Below are 21,163 nucleotides of genomic sequence, written 5' to 3' on the forward strand. Positions count from 1 at the left end.
CCATGAACCTGCTGAAAACCTGGGTGCGGTCCCGGTGGTTCGCCTCGGCGGTCGGCCTCGCGCTGATCGCCGTGCTGATCTGGCTCGGCGGCCCCTATCTCGGCCTCGGCGATCGCCAGCCGCTGGCCAGCCCCGCCGCGCGCCTGGCGCTGATCCTCGCGCTGCTGCTGGCCTGGCTGGTGGTGCTGCTGGTGCTGCAGTGGCGCGCCCAGCGCAAGACCGCGCGCCTGTCCGGCGAGCTGGCCGGGCAGGAGGCCAAGCTGGCCGCCGAGGAGCCGGGCAGCGCCGAGCGCGCCGCCTTGCAGCAGCGCTTTCGCGAGGCGATCGACACGCTGCGCCGCACGCGCCGCAACGGCCGCAATCTCTACGCGCTGCCCTGGTACGTGGTGATCGGGCCGCCGGGCTCGGGCAAGAGCACCCTGCTGCAGAATTCCGGGCTCGATTTCCCGCTGTCCGAGCGCTTCGGCAACAAGGCACTGCGCGGCATCGGCGGCACGCGCGACTGCGACTGGTGGTTCACCGACGAGGCCGTGTTCCTCGACACCGCCGGCCGCTACACCACGCAGGATTCCGACGCGGCCGCCGACGCCTCGGCCTGGCAGGCCTTCCTGACCCTGCTGCGCCGCTATCGCCGCCGCCGGCCGCTGAACGGCGTGATCGTGACGATGAGCGTGTCGGACCTGCTGAGCTTCGACGAGACCGCGCGCCAGCAGCACATGCGCGCCGTGCGCCGGCGCCTGGACGAACTCACGCAATACCTGAAGGTGCCGGTGCCGGTCTACCTGGTGTTCACCAAGAGCGACCTGGTGGCGGGCTTCGGCGAGTTCTTCGACGACCTCGGCCCCGAGCTGCGCGCCCAGGTCTGGGGCATGACCTTCCCGCTCGAGGCCAGCCTCGACGGCAGCGCCTGCAGCCGCTTCGCGGGCGAATACGACCTGCTGCTGGAGCGCCTCAACACGCGCCTGATCGAGCGCCTGCACGCCGAGCGCGATCGCGGCCGGCGCGCCGCCGTGCTGAGCTTCCCGCAGCAACTCGGCGCGTTCCGCGAGATCGCGCGGCAGTTCGTGGAAGGCACCTTCGGGCGCAACGAATACGGCACGCCGCCGCTGCTGCGCGGCGCCTACCTCAGCTCGGGCACGCAGGAAGGCGCGCCGATCGATCGCATGCTCGGCGCGGTGGCGCGCACCTTCGGCGTCGATGCCGCGCGCGTGCAGCCCGGCACCAGCCAGCGCCGCACCTTCTTCGTCGAGCGCCTGCTCAAGGAGGTGCTGTTCCGCGAATCGGGCCTGGCCGGCACCAACCCGCGCCTGGAGCGCCAGAAGCTGCTGGTCCAGATCGCCGCCTATGCCGGCATCACCCTGTTCACGGTGCTGATGGTGGCCGGCTTCGCCACCAGCTACGCGCGCAACCGCGCCTACGTGGCCGAGGTGCAGGACAGCCTGAAGGACCTGCCCGGCGCCGATACGCTGGCCGGGCAGCCCGACTTGCGCAGCTATTTCGCGCGCGCGCTGGCGCGGCTGGAGGTGATCTCGGACACGCAGGATTCGGCGGGCCGCTATCGCGATCATGTGCCGCTGCTGATGCGCTTCGGGCTGTTCCAGGGCCGGGCGCTCTATGCGCAGGCGCATGGCGCCTACCTGCGCGAGCTCGACGGCACCCTGCTGCCCGGCGTCGGCCTGCGTTTCCGCGAGGGGCTGACCGACAGCGCCAACGATCCGCAGACGCTGTACGGCTACCTGAAGGGCTACCTGATGCTCGGCGAGCCGCAGCACCTGGTGCCCGACGAGCTGGCCGCGCTGGCGCGCCAGGAATGGCAGCGCCTGTTCCCCGACGATCCGGCGATCCGCAAGGCGCTCGACAAGCACTTCACGGCGCGCGTCGAGGATCCGCAGAAGCCGCGCGCGCTGTCGCTCGACAGCGGCCTGGTGGACCAGGCCCGCGCCACGCTGAAGACGGCCGACCTCGCCACGCTGATCTACGGCAGCGTCAAGCTCGACGCCGATCGCTCCGGCGTCTCGCCGGTGCGGCTCGACGAATCGCTGGGCCTGCTCGGCAACGTGTTCCGTCGCAAGAGCGGCACGCAGCTCGCGCAGCCGCTGCCGGTGCTGTTCACGCGGCCGTATTTCGCCTACGAGGTGAACGGCGGGCTCGATCGCTCGGTGGACGGCTTCGTCAAGGACTACTGGGTGTTCGACACGGGACGCGTCGATCCGCTGGCGCGCTCGCGTTACGCGCAACAGGTGCTCACGCTCTACGAGCAGGACTACATCCGCAACTGGGACGGCCTGCTCGGCGATCTGCAGCTGCAGCCGGTGGTCAGCATCCAGGATGCCAGCGCGCTGGCCGCGAAGCTGTCGGGGCCGAGCTCGCCGCTCAAGGCGCTGCTGAACCTGGTGCGCGACAACACCAGCGACCTGCTGCGCAGCGGGCCGGCCGGCGCCAACGGGGCGAGCGGCGTGGCGGGCGTATCGGGCACCGAGGTGGGCGACCAGGCCAAGACCATCGGCGAGAACATCGCCGCGCGCCGCGCGCTGAACACCAGGCTGGCCGGCGAGCTGCGCACGGCCGGCGCGCCGCTGCCCTATGGCGTGACGCTGGCCTCGCGCAACAACGGCGGCGGCCAGGACGCCGGCAGCCAGCCGGGCGCGGCGATCGAGGCGCATTTCGCGCAGATCGACCAGCTGAGCCTGGGTTCGCCCGGCGCCACGCCGCTCGATCACACGATCGGCGTGCTCGACCAGCTCGGCAAGACCCTGCTGACCATGAACGACCTCAGCGACCCGAGCGCGCAGAACAACCCGGCCCTGCTGTCGGCGCGCCAGGAAGCGCAGCAACTGCCGCCGCAGGTGGCGGGGCTGATCTCGGGCCTGACCGGCAAGAGCGCCGACCTGGTGGCCAGCGGCGGCAGCGCCGCGCTGGCCGACCAGTTCCGCGCGGCGGCCGGCAACGACTGCGCGAGCTTCGTCGACGGCCGCTACCCGTTCGCCTCGGGCGGCGCCACCGACATCCCCCTGCAGAACTTCACCGAGCTGTTCGGCGGCGGCGGTCGCTTCGACGCCTTCTTCAAGTCGGCGCTGGCCGCGCGCGTCGACACCGGCGGCAGCGCCTGGCGCTGGAAGCCGAACATGCCGCCGGGCCCGAACGGCGTGCTGGCCGGCGCGCAACTGGCCGACGAGATCCGCCAGCTCTACTTCGGCGGCGGCGCCCAGGTGCATGTGGGCTTCACCCTGCTCGCGCCGCAGTTCGACACCGCGATCGCGCGCGTGGTGGTGGAGGTGGACGGCCAGAAGTACGACTTCACCGCCAATGCCGCCAGCGTGGCCTCCAGCTCGATGAGCTGGCCCGGCCCGCAGCCCGGCCATGTGGTGATCAGCGCCTTCGACGGCTCGAACCACCCGGTCGGCACGCCCTACAAGTTCGACGGCGACTGGTCGCTGTTCCATGCGCTCGACGCGGGGCGCCTGCAGAAGGAGGGCGAGCTGCGCTTCACGGCCAGCTACGACTTCGCCGGCCATCCCGTGAAGCTGACGATCCAGCCCGCCAGCCTGCGCAATCCCTTCCTCAATGACGCGGTGCGTCGCTTCAGGTGCCCGCGATGAGCGGCGGCGTGGGGTTCTACGGCAAGCTGCCGGGCGCCGGCGATTTCGTGAAGCGGCGCCTGCCGGTCGATTTCATCGAGGCCTGGGATCGGCATTTCCAGCGCGCGGTCGAGACCGGCCGGCGCGAGCTCGGCGAACGCTGGGACCAGGTCTGGCGCAACGGCCCGGCCTGGCGCTTCGTGCTGCCGCCGCAGGTGTGCGGCAGCGGCGCCTGGTGCGGCCTGACCGGGCCCGCGGTCGACCGGCTCGGCCGCGCCTTCCCGATGGTGCTGGCCGCGCCCTGCACGGGCGACGTGGCGCGCATCCTCGGCAACAGCGACTGGTTCGACGCGCTCGAACGCGTCTGGCGCCAGGCGCAGCGCGAGGCCGCCAGCGTCGAGACCTTCGACGCGCGGGTGGCCGTGCTGCCGCGGCCGCTGGCCGAGGCGGGCGACCTCTCGGCGCTGTGGCGCGGGCTGCCCTGGGACAGCGGGCAATGGCGGCTCGACATGTCGGGCGCGGCCGCCGCCGGCGTGATGCTGACCGAGGCCTGGCGCCAGCTGTGCCTGCGCCCCGGGCCCTGGTGCCTGTGGTGGACCGGCAACGCCACGCGCCTGTTCGCGACGCGCGGCCTGCCGCGCAGTTACGCGGCGCTGCTCGACGCGGCGGCGCCGGGCGAGGCCGCAAGCGTGGCGCGCACGGGCGGGATCGCCGACGACATCGTCGATGCGTTCGATGCGTTCGGTGCTGTGCCGGGGCTGGCGAATGCCGTCGCCGCCGAAGCCTGGGCGCCGACGGCACCCGCGGCGCCGGCTGCCGTTGCGCCCGCGACGATCCACGAGGACTGGCTCGACGATGACGACGCCACCGTCGAGAGGGTCCGGCCGGGTGCCTTGAGGCAGCTTGGCTTGCCGCGCGCGCACGCCGAAGCGCCGGCCGATGGTGCGATCGGCGCGCAGGCGATCGAGGCGCCGTTCGCCGCGGATGCGGTACCAGGCAAGGCGGCCCCGCTCGATGCGGATCATGGCGCCGAGCATGGATCCGACAGCGCCGCGATCTGGCTCGACGACGGCCGAACCCTGGTGCTCAGCGCCGACGACATGCCGCCCGACGGCACGCGCCGCCTGGCGGCGCGTGCGATCCGCGAAGCGGCGGCCGCCGGTGCCGCCGCCCCCGAGGCGATCCGCGCCGCGCTGCTGGGCGTGCACGCGCGCCTGCGCGAGGGCGGCGCGACGCGGGAGAACGGCGCCGCGCTGGTGGCCCGCTTCGACGGTGCCACGGCCCTGGTGCAGCGCTTCGGCGCCGCCGCCGTCTGGCATTGGCGGCAAGGCGTGCTGAGTGCGCCCTTCGTCGAGCGCGCGGCCGGCGCCGGCGGCGAATTCGACGACCTGCTGTTCGGCGACGCCTGGCTCGACATGCCCGGCATCGGCGCGGCCGGCGAACCCGACTGCGAATCGGTCGCGATCCGTCTCGCGCCGGGCGACCGGCTGCTGCTGCTGGTCACGCGCGCCATGACGCAATTGCCGCGCGAGGCGCTGGCCGCCGCGCTGGCGCTGCCGGGCTGCGAGGCGGCGCGCGAGGCGCTGGCCGCGCACGCCGGCCTCGCCAGCGCCTCGGCCGGCTGGCCGCTCGCGGTAGTGGAGGTGCAGGCATGACCCATTCCTATGTTTCCGCCGGCCATACCGAGACCGGCAAGGTGCGCCGTCGCAACGAGGACGCGATCCTGGTGCGCGACGACCTCGGCCTGTGGGTGGTGGCTGACGGCCTGGGCGGCCACGCGGCGGGCGACTACGCCAGCGCGCTGATCGTCGAGCGGCTCGGCGCGCTCACCCGCGACGGCGACATCCATGAATTCGCGATCGCGGTCGAGGAGGCGCTGCAGCAGGTCAATCTCGAGCTGCGCGCCGAGGCGCTCGCGCGGCAGGTCGACGTGATCGGCTCGACCGTCGCGCTGCTGATCCACGATCCGGCCTTCGTGCTGTGCGGCTGGGTCGGCGACAGCCGCGTCTACGTCGGCGAGCAAGGCGGCTTCGCCCAGCTCACGCGCGACCATGTGCACGGCCAGCCGGTCGACATCACCCATGTACGCGGCCTGCCGGCGCCGCCCTCGGCCGGCGCCGGCGTGCTCACGCGCGCGGTCGGCGTGGAGGACGTGCTGTTCCTCGACTGGGCCGTGGCCGGCAGCCGAGCCGGCACCGAATTCCTGCTCTGCTCGGACGGCGTCAACAAGGAACTCGGCGACGAGGAACTCGCCGTGCTGTTCGGCGAGCCGGCCACGCCCCGGCAGCGCGTCGATCGCCTGTTCGAACTGTCGATGTCGCGCCGCGCGCGCGACAACATCTCCGCCGTGATCGTGCGGCTCGAAGCTCCGTGAAAGATTCCCGATGAACGATCCTCACGCCCTCCTGAACGCCGGCCGCCTGCAATGGCAGCGGCTGGTCGATTTCGTCGAACGCGCCATGCGCCGCGGCAAGCCGGCGCTGCCCTCGGCCGCGCCGCGCGGCGGCCCCGCGCGCGCGGTCACCACCACCGCCGGGCGCGCGGTGCCCGCCGACGGCGACCTGACCGTGGTGCTGTCCTCGCGCCCCGCCAATGACGAGACCGCCCATCCCGGGCGCGGCGAGCGAACCGTGCGCACGCTGCGCACCGTGGGCGCCCCCAGCGCCATCAGTGCCACCAGCACCGGCGCCACCAGCAGCGGCGCCACCGGCGGCTTCGACGCCGACGCGACGGTGGTGATGCGCCCCGCGCCGGCCGCCGGCAGCACCCAGTCCGACAGCCTGAGCCGCGAGAGCTGGCAGCGCGTGGCGAACGCCCAGGGCGGCGATCACGCGAGCGTCGGCACCCTGCTCAAGGGCCGCTTCCTGCTCGAGCGCGAGCTCGGCCGCGGCGGCATGGGCGTGGTCTACCTGGCGCGCGACGAGCGCAAGGTCGAGGCACGCGACCGCGATCCCTTCGTGGCCGTGAAGGTGCTCAACGACGAGTTCCGGCGCCATCCCGATTCGCTGATCGCGCTGCAGCGCGAGGCCCGCCGCGCGCAGCGCCTGGCCGACGATCACATCGTCCATGTCTACGATTTCGACAAGGACGGCACCATCGTCTTCATGACCATGGAGTACATCGACGGCACCGACCTGCGCACGCTGATCCGCGAGCGGCCCTCGGGCATGCCGTTTCGCGAGGCCTGGCCGCTGATCGAGGGCATGGCGCGCGCGCTGCAGCGTGCCCACGCGAGCGGCATCGTGCATTCCGATTTCAAGCCGGGCAACGTGATGGTCACGCGCGACGGCGTGCCCAAGGTGTTCGACTTCGGCATCGCCCGCGCCGGCAACGCGCGCGCGGGCGCGGCCGGCGACCAGACGGTGTTCGACGCCGGCACGCTGGGCGCGCTGACGCCGGCCTACGCGAGCCTGGAGATGATCCGCGGCGCCGATCCGGCGGTGCGCGACGACGTCTATGCGCTCGGCTGCGTGATCTACGAGCTGCTGACCGGCCGCCATCCCTTCGAGCGCCGCAGCGCCGAGCTGGCGATGAACGAAAACGCCGCGCCGCCCGCGGTGCCGGGGCTGTCGCGGCGCCAGGCGCGCGCGTTGGCCGAGGCGGTGGCCTTCGAGGGCGGCGCGCGGCTGCAGACGGTGGGCGCGCTGGTCGAGAGCCTGCGTCCGCGCCGGCCGCGCGAGCGCGTCGCGCCCTACCTGGTCGCGCTGCTCGCGTTGGCGGCGGTGGGGGCCGGCGCGGTGGTCCTGCACGGCCATTACCGGCAGCGCCAGCTCGATACCACCATCGAGCGCTTCGCCGACGGCAACCCGCAGCACTACGCCAGCGAGGACCAGGCGATGGCCGCGCTCGACGCGCTCGGCACCGATGCGCGCCAGCAACTGGTGCTGACCCGCAGCGACGTGATCCTGCACTACCTCGCCGAGCGGCTCGACGCCTACTGGAGCCCGCCGCTCGGCCGCTTCGACTACGCCGCCGTGCAGCACGTGTTCCAGTTGCGCGACCAGCTCAAGCTGTTCTCGCCGGCCTTCGACGCGCGCCGCAAGGAGATCGACGACGAGCGCACCGGCATGCTGGCCCGGCTCGGCGGCAGCCTCGACGAGGCGGTCGATCGCGATGCGCTGTTCGAGGACCAGCCCGGCAGCGCCGCCGACATCCTGCAGCGCATCCGCCTGCTCGATCCGGGCAGCGCGCTGCTGCGCGGCAACCGCCTGGAGCTGAAGTACGACGCCGCGATCGGCCAGTCGATCGACCTGGGCAAGTACGACGAGGCGCGCGCGCGGATCGCGCTGGGCCTGCAACTGTTCCCCGATTCGTCGCGCCTGCAGCGGCGCCGCGACCAGCTGGCCGCCGAGCTGGCCTCGGCCGCCGCGCATCCGGGCCCGCAGGCCGCCGCGATGAACGTGGCCGATGCGCGGCATGCGCTGGCCGAGCTGGCCGCCAATCCGTCGACCAACAAGGCCTGGCTGGACGGCGTGGCCAATGCGATGGCCTCGCTGCAGGGCGACGACGCGCCCGAGACCGGCAAGGCGATCGATGCGCTGGCCGACGGCATCGTCACCGCGGCGGCCCAGGTCAGCGATCCGGGGCTGGCGCACCAGACGCTCGACCTGGTCGAGGTGGGGCTGCGCTACGCGCCGCATTCGCCGGGGCTGGCCGAGCAGCGCGACCGCATGCTGATGCTGCTGCAACAGCAGCGCATCGACCAGCAGATCGCCAGCAGCGATCCGGCCGCGCAGGTGGATGCGCTGCGCCTGGCCGCCTCGGCCAACGACGGCCCGCGCGCGCTGGCGGCGCTGAACCGGCTGCGCAGCCTGCAGCCGGGCAGCGCGGTGCTGGCCAGCGCCGCGCCGCAACTGGTGGCCAGCGCCTATCTCGGCAATGCGCGCGTGCTGGCGCGGCGCGGCCGGCTGGCCGACGCGGCCGCGCTGGTCTCGCAAGGCGCCGACGCGGTGCCGGGCGACGCGCGGCTCGGCGCGGCCGCGCAGCGCTACCTGGTGGCGGCGGCGATCCTCGATGCGCGCGGCAAGCCGCTCGCCGAACCCGATTACCAGGACCTGCATGCGCGCTACCAGGCGGCCTTGTCGGCCGATGCGGCCGGCATGCAGCAGCTCGAACGCGATCTCGGCGCGGGTGCCGCGCTGCCGCAGGGCGGCCTGGGTGCGGTGCTGGAGCAGATCCGCGCCCAGGGCGGCGCGGCCTCCGATGCCGAGCCGCAGGTGGTGGGCGGTAGTAGCGGCAGCGGCGGCTGAGCGGGCGCGATGGCGGGCAAATCGGTAGCCGAGTCGATGGCCGGATCGATGGACAAATCGGCGGATGACTCCGCCGGAGAAGCAACAGGCCGCGGCGCGGCGCGAGCGAGGCTGGCTCGCGTCGCGACGAAGCGCGGCCGGCGATGAGGGAAGGGACGATGGGCGTACGCGAGCAGCAGGCGAACCAGGCATTGCGTGTGCTTGACGACATGCACCGGCACGGCGAGATCGATCGACAGGCTTACCGGCAGCGCCGGCGCGCCGTGCTGGAGGCGCTCGGCGATACCTCGGGCGCGGGGGAGGCGGTAGTGGCGGCCGGCGAGGACGTGGCCGCGATCGAGCGGGAGCCGGGACGCGATACGGTGCGCCGCACCGTGCCGGCGCAGGAATTCGACGGCGCCGGCGAGGCGCGCCTGGTGTCGGCGCCGGCCGCGGCGACGACCCTGCCGCGCAAGCGGCGCGCGCGGGCCGCGAATGCCGGGCGCGCGACCACCTGGCTGGTGGTGCTGCTCGGCATGGCCTGCGGGGTGGCCGCGGTCTACTGGTTCATGATGATGAGTTGAGCGTGACCGAGGCGAAGCGGGCCCGGGCCGGGCCTCGGCCGGCCCGGCTGGCGCGCCGGCTCAATCGGCCTCGGGCCCCGACAGCGTCTGCAGCTCCGACAGCCCGCCCGGCGCGATATCCCGCAGGACCTCGACGAAGCTCTTGCCGACCAGGCGCCGCGCGCGCTTGAGCAGGATCGGCAGCGGGCTGGACGGCTCGATTCGTTCGTAATACTCACAGATCTCGTCGAGGCGGCGGATCACGTCGTCGTGGCCCGAGATCTTGCCGGGCGGCGGTGCCACGGCCGCGGCTGCCGCTGCCATATCGGCCGGTATCTCGCCGTCGGCGCCGTCCGCCGGCGCGGCGGCGGCCAGCTCGGCCGCGCGCTCGGGAAAGCGCCGCAACAACTGGGCATCGACGAATTTCCTCAGCTCGGCGATATCGGCGGCCAGCAGCCCGAAATCGGGGCTCGCGGTGCCGAGCCGCTCGCGCAGCAGGGCGATCAGCGCGTCGGCGTGATCCTGCGCGGCGGCCAGCAGCGCGGCCGATTCCGGCAACTGCTCCTCGGGGCAGTCGAGGCAGCAGGCTTCCAGGTCGACCAGGGTCGGCGGCGGCGAGCCGTCGGCCGAGGGCGCGGCGGTGATCGCGCCGGTCGCCACGCGCAGGTCGCGCAGCGAGAAGCGGCCGAGCCGCGGCGACTGCACGAAGGGCACCACCCGGAAATAGGCCAGCGTGCCTTGCGGGTCGCCCAGCGGCATCAAAGCATTGACGCGCGCGGTCGGGTCGTTGTCGTCCTCGGCGTCGAGCCGGGGATGCACGTCGTCCCAGTAGCGCTCCAGCAGCTCGCGCACCAGGGCCAGGCCCGAGGCCCAGCCCGCCAGGCCCTGGCGGCGCGTGCGCGCGGCGGTCAGGTGCACGGCCACGCGCAGGTCCTTGGTGCGCGCGAACAGCGCCTCGGCCGCTTGCGCGACCTTGTCCCAGTCGGGCTCCTGGGCGGCCTTCAGGCTGTCGCCCATGGCGCGCTCGGGGGTGGGCATGGCGATCCGCTCGAGATCGGTGAAGGCGGGGTCGTATTCGAGATCGGGGCCGGTGGGCGCCGCGTCGTCGATCGCGGCGAGCAGCGGGTTCGGGTCGGTCGAGTCGGAATAGGTCATGGTGGCTTCGCTCCGGTCCTGCGTGACGGTGCCCCGGAAACAGGGCGCTCCATGCAGAACGATCGATGGCGATGGAATATTCCGGCGCATCGCGTGTTCTGTCATCGAGTCGAAAGCCAAACGGCATTCCATGCCGCGTTGAGCCGAATTCATGTATCTACAACCGAATCGCCGCGCCAGCCTGGTGCGCGGCGGCCCGGATCGTTTAGCGTCGTGCAATCGAATTGTTTAGTCGGCCGTAGGCTGGCGTGGCGGATGTCGCGCCCGGCGCGGCTTTGGGACGATGGATGCCGCTTGCGAATGTCACGGAAACTGCCTATGTTGTCAGTTCGTTCTTTTTGTTTTGCAACAGCAAACGTTAATCGGACGTTGTACAATCCGCGAGCCAGTCAACCAGCCGGAAACGGCCAGTTTTCGCCCGGTGTGCCAGCCGGCAATCCTGTCTTCAGCCAGTCAACCATGTCAACAGCAGATGTCGAGAGTCTGCCCAGTCTGCTGCCGGGCATGTTGCCGCGGCTCTGGGCGTTCTCCCTGCGCCTTTGCGGGAATCAGCACGACGCGGAGGATGTGCTCCAGCGCGCCTGCGTGCGGGGTCTCGAACGCGCCCACCAGTTGCAGCCCGGTACTTCCCCGCTGAGCTGGATGTTCTCCATCGTGCATTCCACCTGGATCAACGAGCTGCGCTCGCGCAACGTGCGCAGCCGCTCGAGCATGGAATGGGACGACAACTTCCTCGAGACCGTGCCCGATCCGGGCGCGCGCAATCCCGAGGAAACCTTGATGAACGGCGAGATCATCGCAGCGGTCGAGCGGCTGCCCGAGGCGCAGCGCATCGTGATGCTGCTGGTGGCCGTCGAAGGCCTCAGCTATGCCGAGGCGGCCGAGGTGCTCGGCGTGCCGATCGGCACCATCATGAGCCGCCTGTCGCGCGCCCGCCAGACCATCGGCGCGCAGTTCGGCCAGCGCGAGGCGAGCCCCCGTTCCACCGCCAACCAGCGAGCTGCGCGATGAAGATCGACGACGCCAGCCTGTTGGCCTATGTGGACGGCGAACTGACGCCGCAGGAAAACGCCCGCATCGAGGAGGCGATCGCCGCCTCGGAGGAACTGGCCTCGCGCGTGGCCATGCTGCGCGCCTCGCAACTGCCTTATGGCGAGGCCTTCGACCAGCAGTCGCTGCCGCCGGTGCCGGAATCGCTCACGCGCAGCGTCGACGAACTGATTCGCCGCCACCTGGCCGGCGAGGGCGCGTCGGTCGCGGCACCGCAGGCGACGGCCCCCGCCGCGAACGCCGATGACGAGGATTCCGAAGCATCGCTGGGGCCGAACGTGCATCGCCTCAAGCCGCGCACGCGCAGCCTGCCGAGCTTCTCCTGGCCGAAGCTGGCGGTGGCCTTCGTGGCCGGCGCCTTCTGCTGCGGCTTGGCCCTGCAGTTCGCGCCGCGCCTGTCGGGCGGCGGCTTGCTCACCGCCTCGAACGATTCAGGCATGACGCCCTGGATCAAGGCAGCGGCCGGTTACCAGCAGCTCTATTCGCGCGACACCGTCGCGGCGCTGCAGCCCGACATGGGCGCCACCGCCACCACCGTCGCCGATATCCATGATGCCGACAAGCTGGCCTTGCAGATTCCCGATCTGCGCAGGCAGGGTCTGACCTTCAAGCGCGTGCAGCGGCTGCGTTTCCACGACAAGCCGCTGGTGCAGATCGTCTACCTGCCCGAGCGGGGCAAGCCGGTCGCATTGTGCGTGCTGAAGGAGGCCAAGGCCGATGCCGCGCCTTCGAGCGCGCAGGTGGAAGGCATGTCGGTGGTGTCGTGGCGGCGCGGTCAGCTCGGTTATGCGCTGATCGCCGCGCCCGGCGACGTCGATCTCGATGCGCTCGGCAAGCAGCTCTACAACGGCCAGGTGTCGACCACCATCAGCGCCGCCGATACCGGGGTGCATGAGCGCACCGCGTCCTGAGCAAGCTGTCCTCGACGGGAGGGAGCCGGCCGTGGCGCTAGCCGCCGCGCCGGCCGCTTCTTTCGTTCTTCCGCGCGCGGCTGCGCGCGCCGATCGGGTCGCGCTCGCGGCCGGCGATCGATGATGCCCCCTCGTTCCGATTCGCGCGCCGCGCCGCCGCGCGGCTTCTCGCTGGTGTGGCGCTGGGCGCTCGTGCTCGGCGCGCCGGCCCTGCTGGTCGGCTTGTTCGCCTGGTGCGGCGGCTGGCTCAGCGGACGTTTGACGGCCGCGCGCATCGTCGACGCCTTCGAGGCCACCAGCACCCCGCATCCGGGCTTTCGCCGCAATCACGCGAAAGGCATCTGCGTGACGGGCCATTTCGACAGCAACGGACGCGGCGAGCTGCTATCGCGCGCCAGCGTGTTCGCGCCGGGCCGTTATCCGGTGGTGGGGCGCCTGTCGATGCCGGGTAGCGATCCGGGGCAGGACGACAGCGCCGGCATGGTGCGCAGCTTCGCGCTGCGCGTGAGCCTGCCGCATGGTGCCGACTGGCGCCTGGCGATGAACTCGGCGCCGATCTTCGCGGTGCGCACGCCGCAGGCGCTCTACGAGCAGTTGCGTGCCGACGCGCGGGACCCGCGCACGGGCCGCGCCGATCCGGCCAGGATGCAGGCCTTCCTCGCCAGCCATCCCGAGGCGCGTGCGTTTCGCGCCTACGTGGAGCGCCATCCGCCGTCCTCGCGTTTCGACAACGCCACCTATTACGGCATCAGCAGCTTCGTGACCAGCGACGCGCACCGGATCCGCCGCCATGTGCGCTGGGAGGTGGTGCCCGAGGCGCCGTACCGGCCGGTCGACCTGCGCGAGCAGCGCGACCCGGATTTCCTCGCCTACGACCTGGCGATGCGGCTCGCGAACGGCCCGCTGCGCTGGCACCTGGTGCTGAACGTGGCGATGCCGGGCGACCCGCTCGACGATTCGACCCAGGCCTGGGCGCCTTCGCCGCGCCGGCTGCGCATCGATGCCGGCAGCTTCGTGATCGAGCATGCGCAGGCGCAGCTCGACGGCCCCTGCCGCGATATCGTGTTCGATCCGACCATCCTGCCGGACGGGCTCGCGCCCTCGCGCGATCCCTTGCTGGCCGCGCGCTCCTCGACTTATCGCGAATCCTACGACCGGCGCACGCGCGAGGAGGCACGCGCGCATTGAGGCCGGGCCAGGCGCGTGATGCAGCGTTCGCGAGCGTGCAGCGACGCGCGCAAACGGGCATCATGCAAATTGTTTGGCGATGCTGAAGATCGTCCTACGAATACCGGCCCGGCAGGCAGGGTCGGAAAGCTGTTCCGCTTCCCTGTCGATATGCTCATAAAGCGGAACTATGGTTATCATAGAGGTTTGCTAACAAGACCGGCCGGTCGGTGATGTTACCGATACAAATGGTCTATCTGGGCCCACCTGAGTTTCCTCTTCGTCCATGAAACCCGACGACAGCACATTGATCGCGTATGCCGACGGCGAGCTCGATGCGGCCGGCGCGGCATCGGTCGAGCAGGCGCTGGCCGAATCGTCCGAGCTGCGGGAGAGCGTGGCGCGCCTGCGTGCGTCGCGCCTGCCGTATCAGGACGCGTTCGCCGCGCAGAAGCTGCCGCCCTTGCCCGATGCGCTGCGCTTGCGCATCGAGGCGATGGCGAGCGCCGCGCAGGCGCAGTCGGCGGCGGCGGCAGCCCAGGCTCAGCCGCGCGAACAGGGACAAGAACAGGAACCGGTGCCGGCCTCGGCCAAGGTGGTGCCCCTGCCGGCGCGGCGCAATCGCCCGATGCTGTGGCTGGCGGCGGCCTTCGTGGCCGGCGCGTTCTGCGCGGGGCTGGTGCAGCAGTTCGCGGCCGGCGGTTTCGGCGGCGGCAGCGGCCCGAGCTTGGCGGCCGGCGCCGCGAAGAAACCGTGGATCAGCGTCGCGGCCGACTACCAGCAGCTCTACACGCGCGATACCGTCGCGAACCTCACGCCCGATCCGGCCGTCTCCGCGAAGATCGTCGGCGAGATCCGCAGCGACGACGGCATCCGCCTGCGCGTGCCCGACCTCAGCATGGCCGGCATGCGCTTCAAGGCCGTCGACCGCCTGCGCTACGACGGCAAGCCGCTGGTCCAGATCGTCTACCTGCCCGAGCACGGCGTGCCCGTCGCCTTGTGCGTGATGAAGGATGCGCGGCCCGACCAGGGCATCGCCAAGCACGAGATGCACGGCATGACCGTGGTGGCCTGGCGCCAGAACGAGCTGTCCTACGCGCTGATCGGCAAGCCCGATTCAGGCGATCTCGAGGCCATCGCGCGGCAGATCTCCGGCAGCCATGTCGATGCGATGTTCGCGGTGCGCGAGGCGCGCGTCGATTTTCTCGGCTGATGTTCCGTTCCGGCCGCGTGTCCTGCGCGGCCGATGCAGCACCTTCCCGTTGGTTTTCCTTCCCTTTCCGATGCGCGTGTCGCCGATACGGCGACAGGGTCTTTCTCGTTCGCTCGCCCGGGACGCCGCTGCCGCGCGGCTGCCGGCCTTGTGAGAATTTCTCGTGAGCCGCGTGCTTGCCGTGGCTGCGCGCGCGAATCGATACTGGCGGCCGGGCCAGTCCGGTGACGGCGATGGCGAGGCAAGCACCCGTCGTCGTCATCGCCTCGCGAGGAGAGAACAATCACATGGCAATCCTGATGGGGCTGATTTCGGCCCTGTGCTGGGGCAGTACCGACTTCATGGCGGGGCAGGCGGCGCGCCGGGTGGGCGTGACGCGCTCGCTGTTCTACAGCCAGTCGATCGGCTTGCTGCTGCTGAGCGTCGTGCTCGCCTTCCATCCCGCCTGGCTGCGCATCGGCGCGCTCGACGCGGGGCTGCTGGTGGCGATCGTCGCGGCGATCTGCAACCTGGCCGCGATGGCCTCGCTGCTCAAGGCCTTGTCGATCGGCAAGGCCTCGGTGGTGGCGCCGATCGTGTCGCTCTATGGCGCCGTCACCACCTTGCTGGCGATCCTCGGCGGCCAGTCGATCACCGGCCTCACGGTGATCGGGCTGGCGCTGTGCGTGGCGGGCGCCAGCCTCGCGGGCATGGCGAAGTCCGCCGGCGGCCAGGCCGAGGCGCCGGCCTCGATCGGCTTCGCCCTGCTGTCCGCGCTGATGTTCGGCCTCGGCTTCTGGCTGCAGGGTGCCTTCGCGGTCCAGCGGCTGGGCGTGGCCAGCGCGCTGTGGGTCTATTACCTCACCGCGGTGGCGATCCTGTCGCTGCTGCTGGCGCGGCGGCGCGCTCTCTCGGCGCCGCCCGCCTCGCTGGTGGCGCTGCTGCTGTCGATCAGCCTGTTCAGCCTGCTTGGTTTTCTCTCGCTGGCCTTGGGCGCCGCCACCGGGCAGGTGGCGATCGTCACCGTGCTCAGTTCGCTGGCCAGCGCGGTGACGGTGCTGCTCGGCTTCGTGATCCGGCACGAGCGGCCGAGCGCGGCGCAGTGGCTGGGGATCGCGGCGATTCTGGTTGGGGTGGTGCTGCTGAAAGTGACGCCGGCGGCGTTTGCCTGAGCGGGCCCGATGCGCGGCGCGCGGGCCACGCGCCCACTTCCCGCCTGGGCGTGCAATTCATCCCCATTTTCAGGAGAAAGCGGGCCGAATCCGGCGAGACGTCGCCTGGCTTGGCGGCTGCGGCGCCCTGTCGCAGCCAATCTGTTGCAAAAAGGGTATTGCCTGTTGCAGTGCAGCGAGCGATCCGTATAATACGGGTTTTCCCCTAGGCACTAACCCTGAGGTCATCATGAAAGCTGCGACTGCATCGACTCCTGCTCTGGTCCAATGGTTTACCCAACTGCGCAGCGGCCTGGCCCGCGCGTGGGAAATCCACGTCCGTACCTGCGAACTGATCGCCGAAGCACACCGCCGCATGTAATGGCGGGCGGCTCGGCCGCCGGCGGGGCGATACGGAGCGGCGCGGCGTTTGGCTGCGACGGCGTATCGAATCCTCGTGGTACCGAAGCCGCGTATCGAGTCCGGGGCTGAATTCGGGTTCCGGGTTCCGGGCAGTCCAGGCCTTGCTCGCCATGGCCTGCGCCAGCCGGTAGCGCGAAGCTTGCGCGCTGCCGATCGTCCCCGCCGGGGCAGCATCCTCTCGATGGATGCGGCGCGAACCGGCAACCGCTCGACGATCGGCCGCGACGGCAGCGGGCAGGGCAGCCAGCCTTGCCTGCTTCGCGCAGCGGCGTTTTCCCGCATTGCCCTGTTCCTTCGTCGAAGGAACGCATCCCATCGCCGCGATCACACGTGGCATCCCCGCTTTCCCTTCACAGCACCCCGAGCCATCGCCACCACAGCGCGTTGAACGGGATCACGCACAGCACGCCCAATCCCGCCGTCACCACGCAATAGCGCAGCGCCGCGCGCCGCTCCAGCCTGGCCAGCGCGATGCCGAACACGATCGGCGGCGACTGGTAAGGCAGCACCGTGGTCGCGTAGCCCATCACCTGCGCCAGCAAGCCGGCCTTCAGGTAGACACTTTGCGCGAGCGCCTGCGAGGCGATCGGTATATAGAGCGCCGGCTCCGCATTCGAGGTGACCGCGAAGCACAGCAGGATCGACAAGGCGCTGAGCGCGGCATAAGCGAGCATCGGGCTGTCGCGCAGCGCGTCGAGCGCGGCCATGCCCGGCAGGCGCGCGCCTAGCTGGTTGACCAGGGCCGTCAAGCCGATGATGGCCGCGATGAACCACAGCAACTCCATCTTCAGCGAGGCCGTGAAGCGCTCCAGGGCGTCGGCGGGCGAACTCGCGAAATAGACCAGCGCGAAACCGAGCCCGATCCAGCCCGGCGCGACGTGGTGCCAGGCATCGCTGAACCAGCCCGCCAGCGTGATCGCGAGCAGCGTCATGGCATGCCATTCGCGGCGCGACAGCGCGGCCGGCAGCGTGGCGGCCGCGCCCGCCGTGTCGATCCGATCGGGAAACAGCCGCCAGGCCGCGAGCACCAGCACGGCGCCGCGCAGGATCGCGCCGGCCGGGAAGAACCAGGCGAGATAGTCGGAGAAACGCAGCCGCAGCCCATGCGACTGCTCCAGGATGCCGGCCATGATCACGTTCGGCAGGTTGGCCGGCAGCACCGCGGCGGCCAGCTCATAGGCGCCGACGATCACCAGCAGCAGGATGCCGCGCCGGCCGTTCGACTCGGGGCCGAGCCCGACCGCCTCGCAGTAGCCGAGCGCGATCGGCACCAGGATCGCGATGCGCCCGAAGGTCGAGGGCATCACCAGCGAGAGCGCGAAGCCGAGCACGGCGAAAGCCAGCAGCGCGCGCGGATAGGAGGCGCCGATGCGTCGCGCCAGCGCGCCGCCGAGCCGCGCGCTCAGGCCGCTGTCCTTCAGCGCGAAGCCGATCGCCGCGCCGCTGAACACCAGCCAGAACGCGCTGGACCCGAAGCCCGAGAAGATCGCGGCGGCCGGCACGCGGGTGCAGGTGGCCGCGAGGAAGAAGAACAGCAGCGAGACCCACAGGCTGGCGATCGCGTTGGTGGCCCACAGCACGATGCAGGCGAACACGATCGCGACGATGCGGGCGTCGTGCGGGGCCAGCGTGCCGCGTGCGGCCAGCATCGCGATCGCGCCCAGGCCGGCCGCGAGCAGGGCGAGGGCGATGTTTGTGCCGGTGTTCAGGGTGGCGAGTCTGGCCTGCATGACACTCCTGCGGGAAAGGAGGGTTGTCTATTTTTATAGACAATTGAGACAAAAATCGGCGCGCGAGAGATTGGCGGCGAAGCGGTTCAGGGCCTCGAAAAGGGCCGCGTCCGAGCGCTCGCTCGCCTCGTTCAGCTGTTGCGCCTCGGCATGCAGGCGAGTCAGGAACGCGTGCATCGTGGGCGCCTGCACGGCCACGCCGTCCTGCCGCTCGGCGAAGGCCGCCGTGGCCCGCGCGATCAACAGCAGCGCCGCGGCCTCGCGTCCCGCGCAGCCGGCCGCGTCGCGGCAGCAGGCCTCGAAGGCCTCCAGCTCGGCGAAACCGGCGATCGCGCGCGCCAGCCATTGCACCCCTTCGGAAAGCTTCATGGTTTGCCCTTGCTTGTGTCTGCCGTCTAAATATTTAGACTAACTGCGTCGTGTCGCGAATGCAAGCGCCGTTTTTCGGGGCACGAGGAAGCCGGGCCGGCGCGTTTCGCGTGGCGCTTTCGCGTAATATCGTGCCGTTTTCCTTTCCGAGCCCCCAAGGTCCCGCATGCCCGCAGCCGGTCCCCGCAAGAAGCGTCTTCGAGGCGCGCGCTTCGATTTCGACAGCATCGGCGAGCGCCTGCGCGCCTACCGGATGGCGGCCGAGCTGCGCAGCGAGGACCTGGCCGAGCGGCTCGACATCTCGCGCGCGGCCGTCTACAAGCTCGAGCGCGGCGAGATCGTCAAGATCGACACGCTGGAGCGGCTGGCCACGCTGTTCGGCGTGTCGCTGGCGAACCTGCTGGGCGTGGAGGTCGAGTATCACGACTCGGCGATCAGCTATTTCGAGCGGATGCGGCAGATCGAGCGGCGCTCACGGCGCATCGTCGCGCACTTCGATCCCTTCTCGTTCCTGCTGACCTCGGACGATTACGCCGGCTGGCTGCGGCGCATGCTGGAGGAAAGCGTGCCGCCGGCGCTGGCCGACGCGGCCTGGACGCAGACGCTGTCGAAGGTGATGGCGATCCTCGACGAGCGCAAGGCCGCCTACCGCGCGACGCCGCTGGACGTGACCAGCCTGATCGGGCTGCGCCAGATCGAGCAGTTCCTCCATCATGGGCTGGTGGGCCGGCTCGGGTTGCCGCCGGGCGTGCAGCTCGAACGCAAGCTCGCGGCGCGGCGCGAGGTGATGCGCATCGTCGGGATGCTGGAGGACGAGACGGCGGGCGTGAGGATCGGCATCGTCGCCGACGCGCTGCCGAACGAGACCTTCCAGATCTTCGAGGGCGAGCACGAGGCGCAGGTCGCGGTCTCGCCGTTCCGGCTCGGCGAGCTGCCGAACATCCGCACCGGCATCGCCACCATCACCACCTCGGCCGATGCCGTGGCGATGTACCGGCGCATGATCGACCGGCTGTGGGCCGACGCGGCAAAGGGCAAGGCCGGGGCCAAGCTGCTGCGGGACTTGCTGGAGCGCGTGTAGGCGGGGCGGCGCCGGCGTGCCTTCGCTCAGCCCACCGCCTTGAGCGCCGCCACGAAGCGCTTGTCCGCCAGGTAGGCCACGTTGAAGCGGCAATAGGCCGAGAGCCGGTCCGCGCCGGGCGCGAACACGGCACCGGGCGCGAGGATCACGCCGCGCTCCAGCAGCGCCTGGGCGAGCTGCATCGAATCGGGCCAGCCCGGCAGCGAGGCCCACAGATACAGGCTCTGCTCGCTCTCGCGGAAGATCTCGGCGCCCAGCCGGCGCAGCGCCAGGATGCCGGCCTCGGTGGCGCGCCGCAGCTTGTCCTGCAGGAAATTCGTATGACGAAGGAAATGGCCGTCGCTGACGATCGCGTCGAGCGTGCGCTCGCAGTATTCCGAGCTGCTCACGTGCATCAGCATCTTGACGTCGGCCAGGTCGCTGGCGAGGCCCGCCTCGCAGGCCAGGAAGCCCACCCGCAGCGCGGCCGACACCGATTTCGCGAAGCTGCCCACGTAGATGGTGCGGCGCAACTGGTCCAGCGTGGCGATGCGCGTGAGCGTGCGCGGCTTCAGGTCGGCCAGCGCGTCGTCCTCCACCAGCATCAGGTCGTGCGCCTCGGCCAGTTGCAGGATGCGATGCGCCTTGGCGGCGCTGGTGTCGGTGGCGGTGGGGTTGTGGCCCACCGACTGCGTGAAGAACAGCCGCGGGCGATGCTCGGCGAGCGCCGCTTCGAGCGCGGCGATCGAGGGGCCGTCGGTCTCGCGCGGGATCCCGACGATGCGTGCGCCGCTCAGCTTGAGCTTGCCGAACAATGGGTAGTAGCCGGGATCGTCGACCAGCACCGCATCGCCGGGCCGCACGAAGTAGCGCAGCACGATGTCGATGGCCTGGTTGGCGCCGTGCGTCAGCACGATCTGCGCGGGCTGCGCGTCGATCTCGTAGCCGGCCAGCTTCTGCTGCAGCGACTGGCGCAGCGGCAGGTAGCCGTAGCGGCTGCCGTAGCGGAACAGCGAGGCCACGCCGGTGCGCACCACGCGCTGGTGGTAAAGGTCCAGGCGCGTCTTGGCGAGCCAGTCGACGGGCGGGAAACCCTCGCCCAGGTTCAGCACGTTGGCGCTCTCGTGCAACTGCTCGCGCATCAGCCAGACCACGTCCATCGCGCGGTCCAGGGTGGTGGCGCCGCCCTCGCTCTCGGCGATGGCCGCGGCCGCAGCGCCGCTGCCGCCGCCGGGCCGCCGGCAGACGAAGAAGCCCGAGCCGCGCCGCGGTTCGATCAGGCCGTTGGCGGTCAGGATGTCGAAGGCGCTGACCACCGTGTTCTTCGAGCAGCCCGAGGCATCGGCGTATTCCCTGATCGAGGGCAGCTTGCTGCCGGCCGGCAGGATGCCTTCCTCGATCTGTCTGGCGAGATTGTCCGCGATCCCCTCGGACAAGGTGGTTCCTGCACGCCGTATCATCGCGTCCGCTCCATCGGGCCGGCGCACTGTGCCAGGTACAGTGCATCGAGTGTTGTGGGGAACTGTACCTTTCATTAAGGTACAGCGCGCCTATTATTCGTCCATTCGAAGCGGCCCCGCAACACC

16 protein-coding genes are annotated in these 21,163 nt (G+C 71.0%); 11 read left to right on the forward strand and 5 right to left on the reverse strand.

All coding sequences use genetic code 11. The features are described 5' to 3' along the window. The first annotated feature begins 2 nt into the window (after positions 1-2). From tssM to BM43_RS16200, 5 genes are all read left to right on the forward strand, one after another. Positions 3-3,599, forward strand: coding sequence for a type VI secretion system membrane subunit TssM (gene tssM / locus BM43_RS16180; protein ID WP_042284747.1), 3,597 nt, complete (start codon positions 3-5; stop codon positions 3,597-3,599). Beyond that, positions 3,596-5,233, forward strand: coding sequence for a type VI secretion system-associated protein TagF (gene tagF, locus BM43_RS16185; RefSeq protein WP_036054677.1), 1,638 nt, complete (start codon positions 3,596-3,598; stop codon positions 5,231-5,233). The genes tssM and tagF overlap by 4 nt, the downstream gene beginning before the upstream one ends. After that, a complete protein-coding gene (locus BM43_RS16190; RefSeq protein ID WP_036054676.1) occupies positions 5,230-5,952 on the forward strand; it encodes a PP2C family protein-serine/threonine phosphatase in 723 nt (240 codons plus the stop codon). The genes tagF and BM43_RS16190 overlap by 4 nt, the downstream gene beginning before the upstream one ends. A gap of 10 nt (positions 5,953-5,962) precedes the next feature. Continuing rightward, positions 5,963-8,827: a serine/threonine-protein kinase gene (locus BM43_RS16195; RefSeq protein ID WP_042284749.1), complete on the forward strand. Its 2,865-nt coding sequence runs from the start codon at positions 5,963-5,965 to the stop codon at positions 8,825-8,827. A gap of 158 nt (positions 8,828-8,985) precedes the next feature. Continuing rightward, complete coding sequence (locus tag BM43_RS16200; protein WP_036054675.1) at positions 8,986-9,390, forward strand: hypothetical protein; 405 nt, start codon at positions 8,986-8,988, stop codon at positions 9,388-9,390. 60 nt (positions 9,391-9,450) lie between these two features. Here the strand turns inward: BM43_RS16200 and tssA are convergent, their stop codons facing one another. Next, the gene (gene tssA, locus BM43_RS16205; RefSeq protein WP_036054674.1) at positions 9,451-10,524 is read right to left on the reverse strand and encodes a type VI secretion system protein TssA; all 1,074 of its coding nucleotides are present in this window, start codon (positions 10,522-10,524) and stop codon (positions 9,451-9,453) included. Between the two features lie 459 nt (positions 10,525-10,983). Here tssA and BM43_RS16210 point away from each other — a divergent pair, with 459 nt between their 5' ends. From BM43_RS16210 to BM43_RS16230, 5 genes are all read left to right on the forward strand, one after another. Further along, on the forward strand, positions 10,984-11,535 hold the full coding sequence (locus BM43_RS16210; protein ID WP_013689217.1) for an RNA polymerase sigma factor: 552 nt from the start codon (positions 10,984-10,986) through the stop codon (positions 11,533-11,535). Further along, positions 11,532-12,485 (forward strand): anti-sigma factor family protein, encoded by a 954-nt coding sequence (locus tag BM43_RS16215; protein ID WP_036054672.1) that lies wholly within the window; start codon positions 11,532-11,534, stop codon positions 12,483-12,485. The genes BM43_RS16210 and BM43_RS16215 overlap by 4 nt, the downstream gene beginning before the upstream one ends. Positions 12,486-12,605: 120 nt before the next feature. Next, positions 12,606-13,673 carry a catalase family peroxidase gene (locus BM43_RS16220; RefSeq protein WP_036054671.1) on the forward strand — a complete coding sequence of 356 codons (1,068 nt, stop codon included), beginning with the start codon at positions 12,606-12,608 and terminating at the stop codon, positions 13,671-13,673. A 265-nt stretch (positions 13,674-13,938) separates the two neighbouring features. Then, complete coding sequence (locus BM43_RS16225) at positions 13,939-14,865, forward strand: anti-sigma factor family protein (protein WP_036054669.1); 927 nt, start codon at positions 13,939-13,941, stop codon at positions 14,863-14,865. A gap of 287 nt (positions 14,866-15,152) precedes the next feature. After that, the gene (locus BM43_RS16230; RefSeq protein WP_036054668.1) at positions 15,153-16,016 is read left to right on the forward strand and encodes a DMT family transporter; all 864 of its coding nucleotides are present in this window, start codon (positions 15,153-15,155) and stop codon (positions 16,014-16,016) included. Positions 16,017-16,221: 205 nt separating this feature from the next. On the opposite strand, the gene BM43_RS40495 is transcribed toward BM43_RS16230, so the two are convergent. Genes BM43_RS40495 through BM43_RS16240 form a run of 3 tightly spaced genes read right to left on the reverse strand, consistent with a single transcriptional unit; the run spans position 16,222 to position 18,517 of the window. Continuing rightward, positions 16,222-16,755, reverse strand: coding sequence for a hypothetical protein (locus BM43_RS40495; RefSeq protein WP_144417672.1), 534 nt, complete (start codon positions 16,753-16,755; stop codon positions 16,222-16,224). 13 nt (positions 16,756-16,768) lie between these two features. Continuing rightward, positions 16,769-18,148 carry an SLC13 family permease gene (locus BM43_RS16235; RefSeq protein WP_052409143.1) on the reverse strand — a complete coding sequence of 460 codons (1,380 nt, stop codon included), beginning with the start codon at positions 18,146-18,148 and terminating at the stop codon, positions 16,769-16,771. A 33-nt stretch (positions 18,149-18,181) separates the two neighbouring features. Next, positions 18,182-18,517, reverse strand: a complete 336-nt coding sequence (locus tag BM43_RS16240) for a hypothetical protein (RefSeq protein WP_036054665.1) — start codon at positions 18,515-18,517, stop codon at positions 18,182-18,184. A 166-nt stretch (positions 18,518-18,683) separates the two neighbouring features. Here BM43_RS16240 and BM43_RS16245 point away from each other — a divergent pair, with 166 nt between their 5' ends. After that, positions 18,684-19,598, forward strand: a complete 915-nt coding sequence (locus BM43_RS16245; protein ID WP_036054662.1) for a helix-turn-helix domain-containing protein — start codon at positions 18,684-18,686, stop codon at positions 19,596-19,598. Positions 19,599-19,624: 26 nt separating this feature from the next. Here BM43_RS16245 and BM43_RS16250 read toward each other — a convergent pair whose 3' ends face one another. Then, complete coding sequence (locus BM43_RS16250; protein ID WP_017919684.1) at positions 19,625-21,037, reverse strand: aminotransferase-like domain-containing protein; 1,413 nt, start codon at positions 21,035-21,037, stop codon at positions 19,625-19,627. Between the last annotated feature and the right edge of the window lie 126 nt (positions 21,038-21,163).

The sequence above is a fragment of the Burkholderia gladioli genome, assembly GCF_000959725.1.
Lineage (GTDB): Bacteria > Pseudomonadota > Gammaproteobacteria > Burkholderiales > Burkholderiaceae > Burkholderia > Burkholderia gladioli.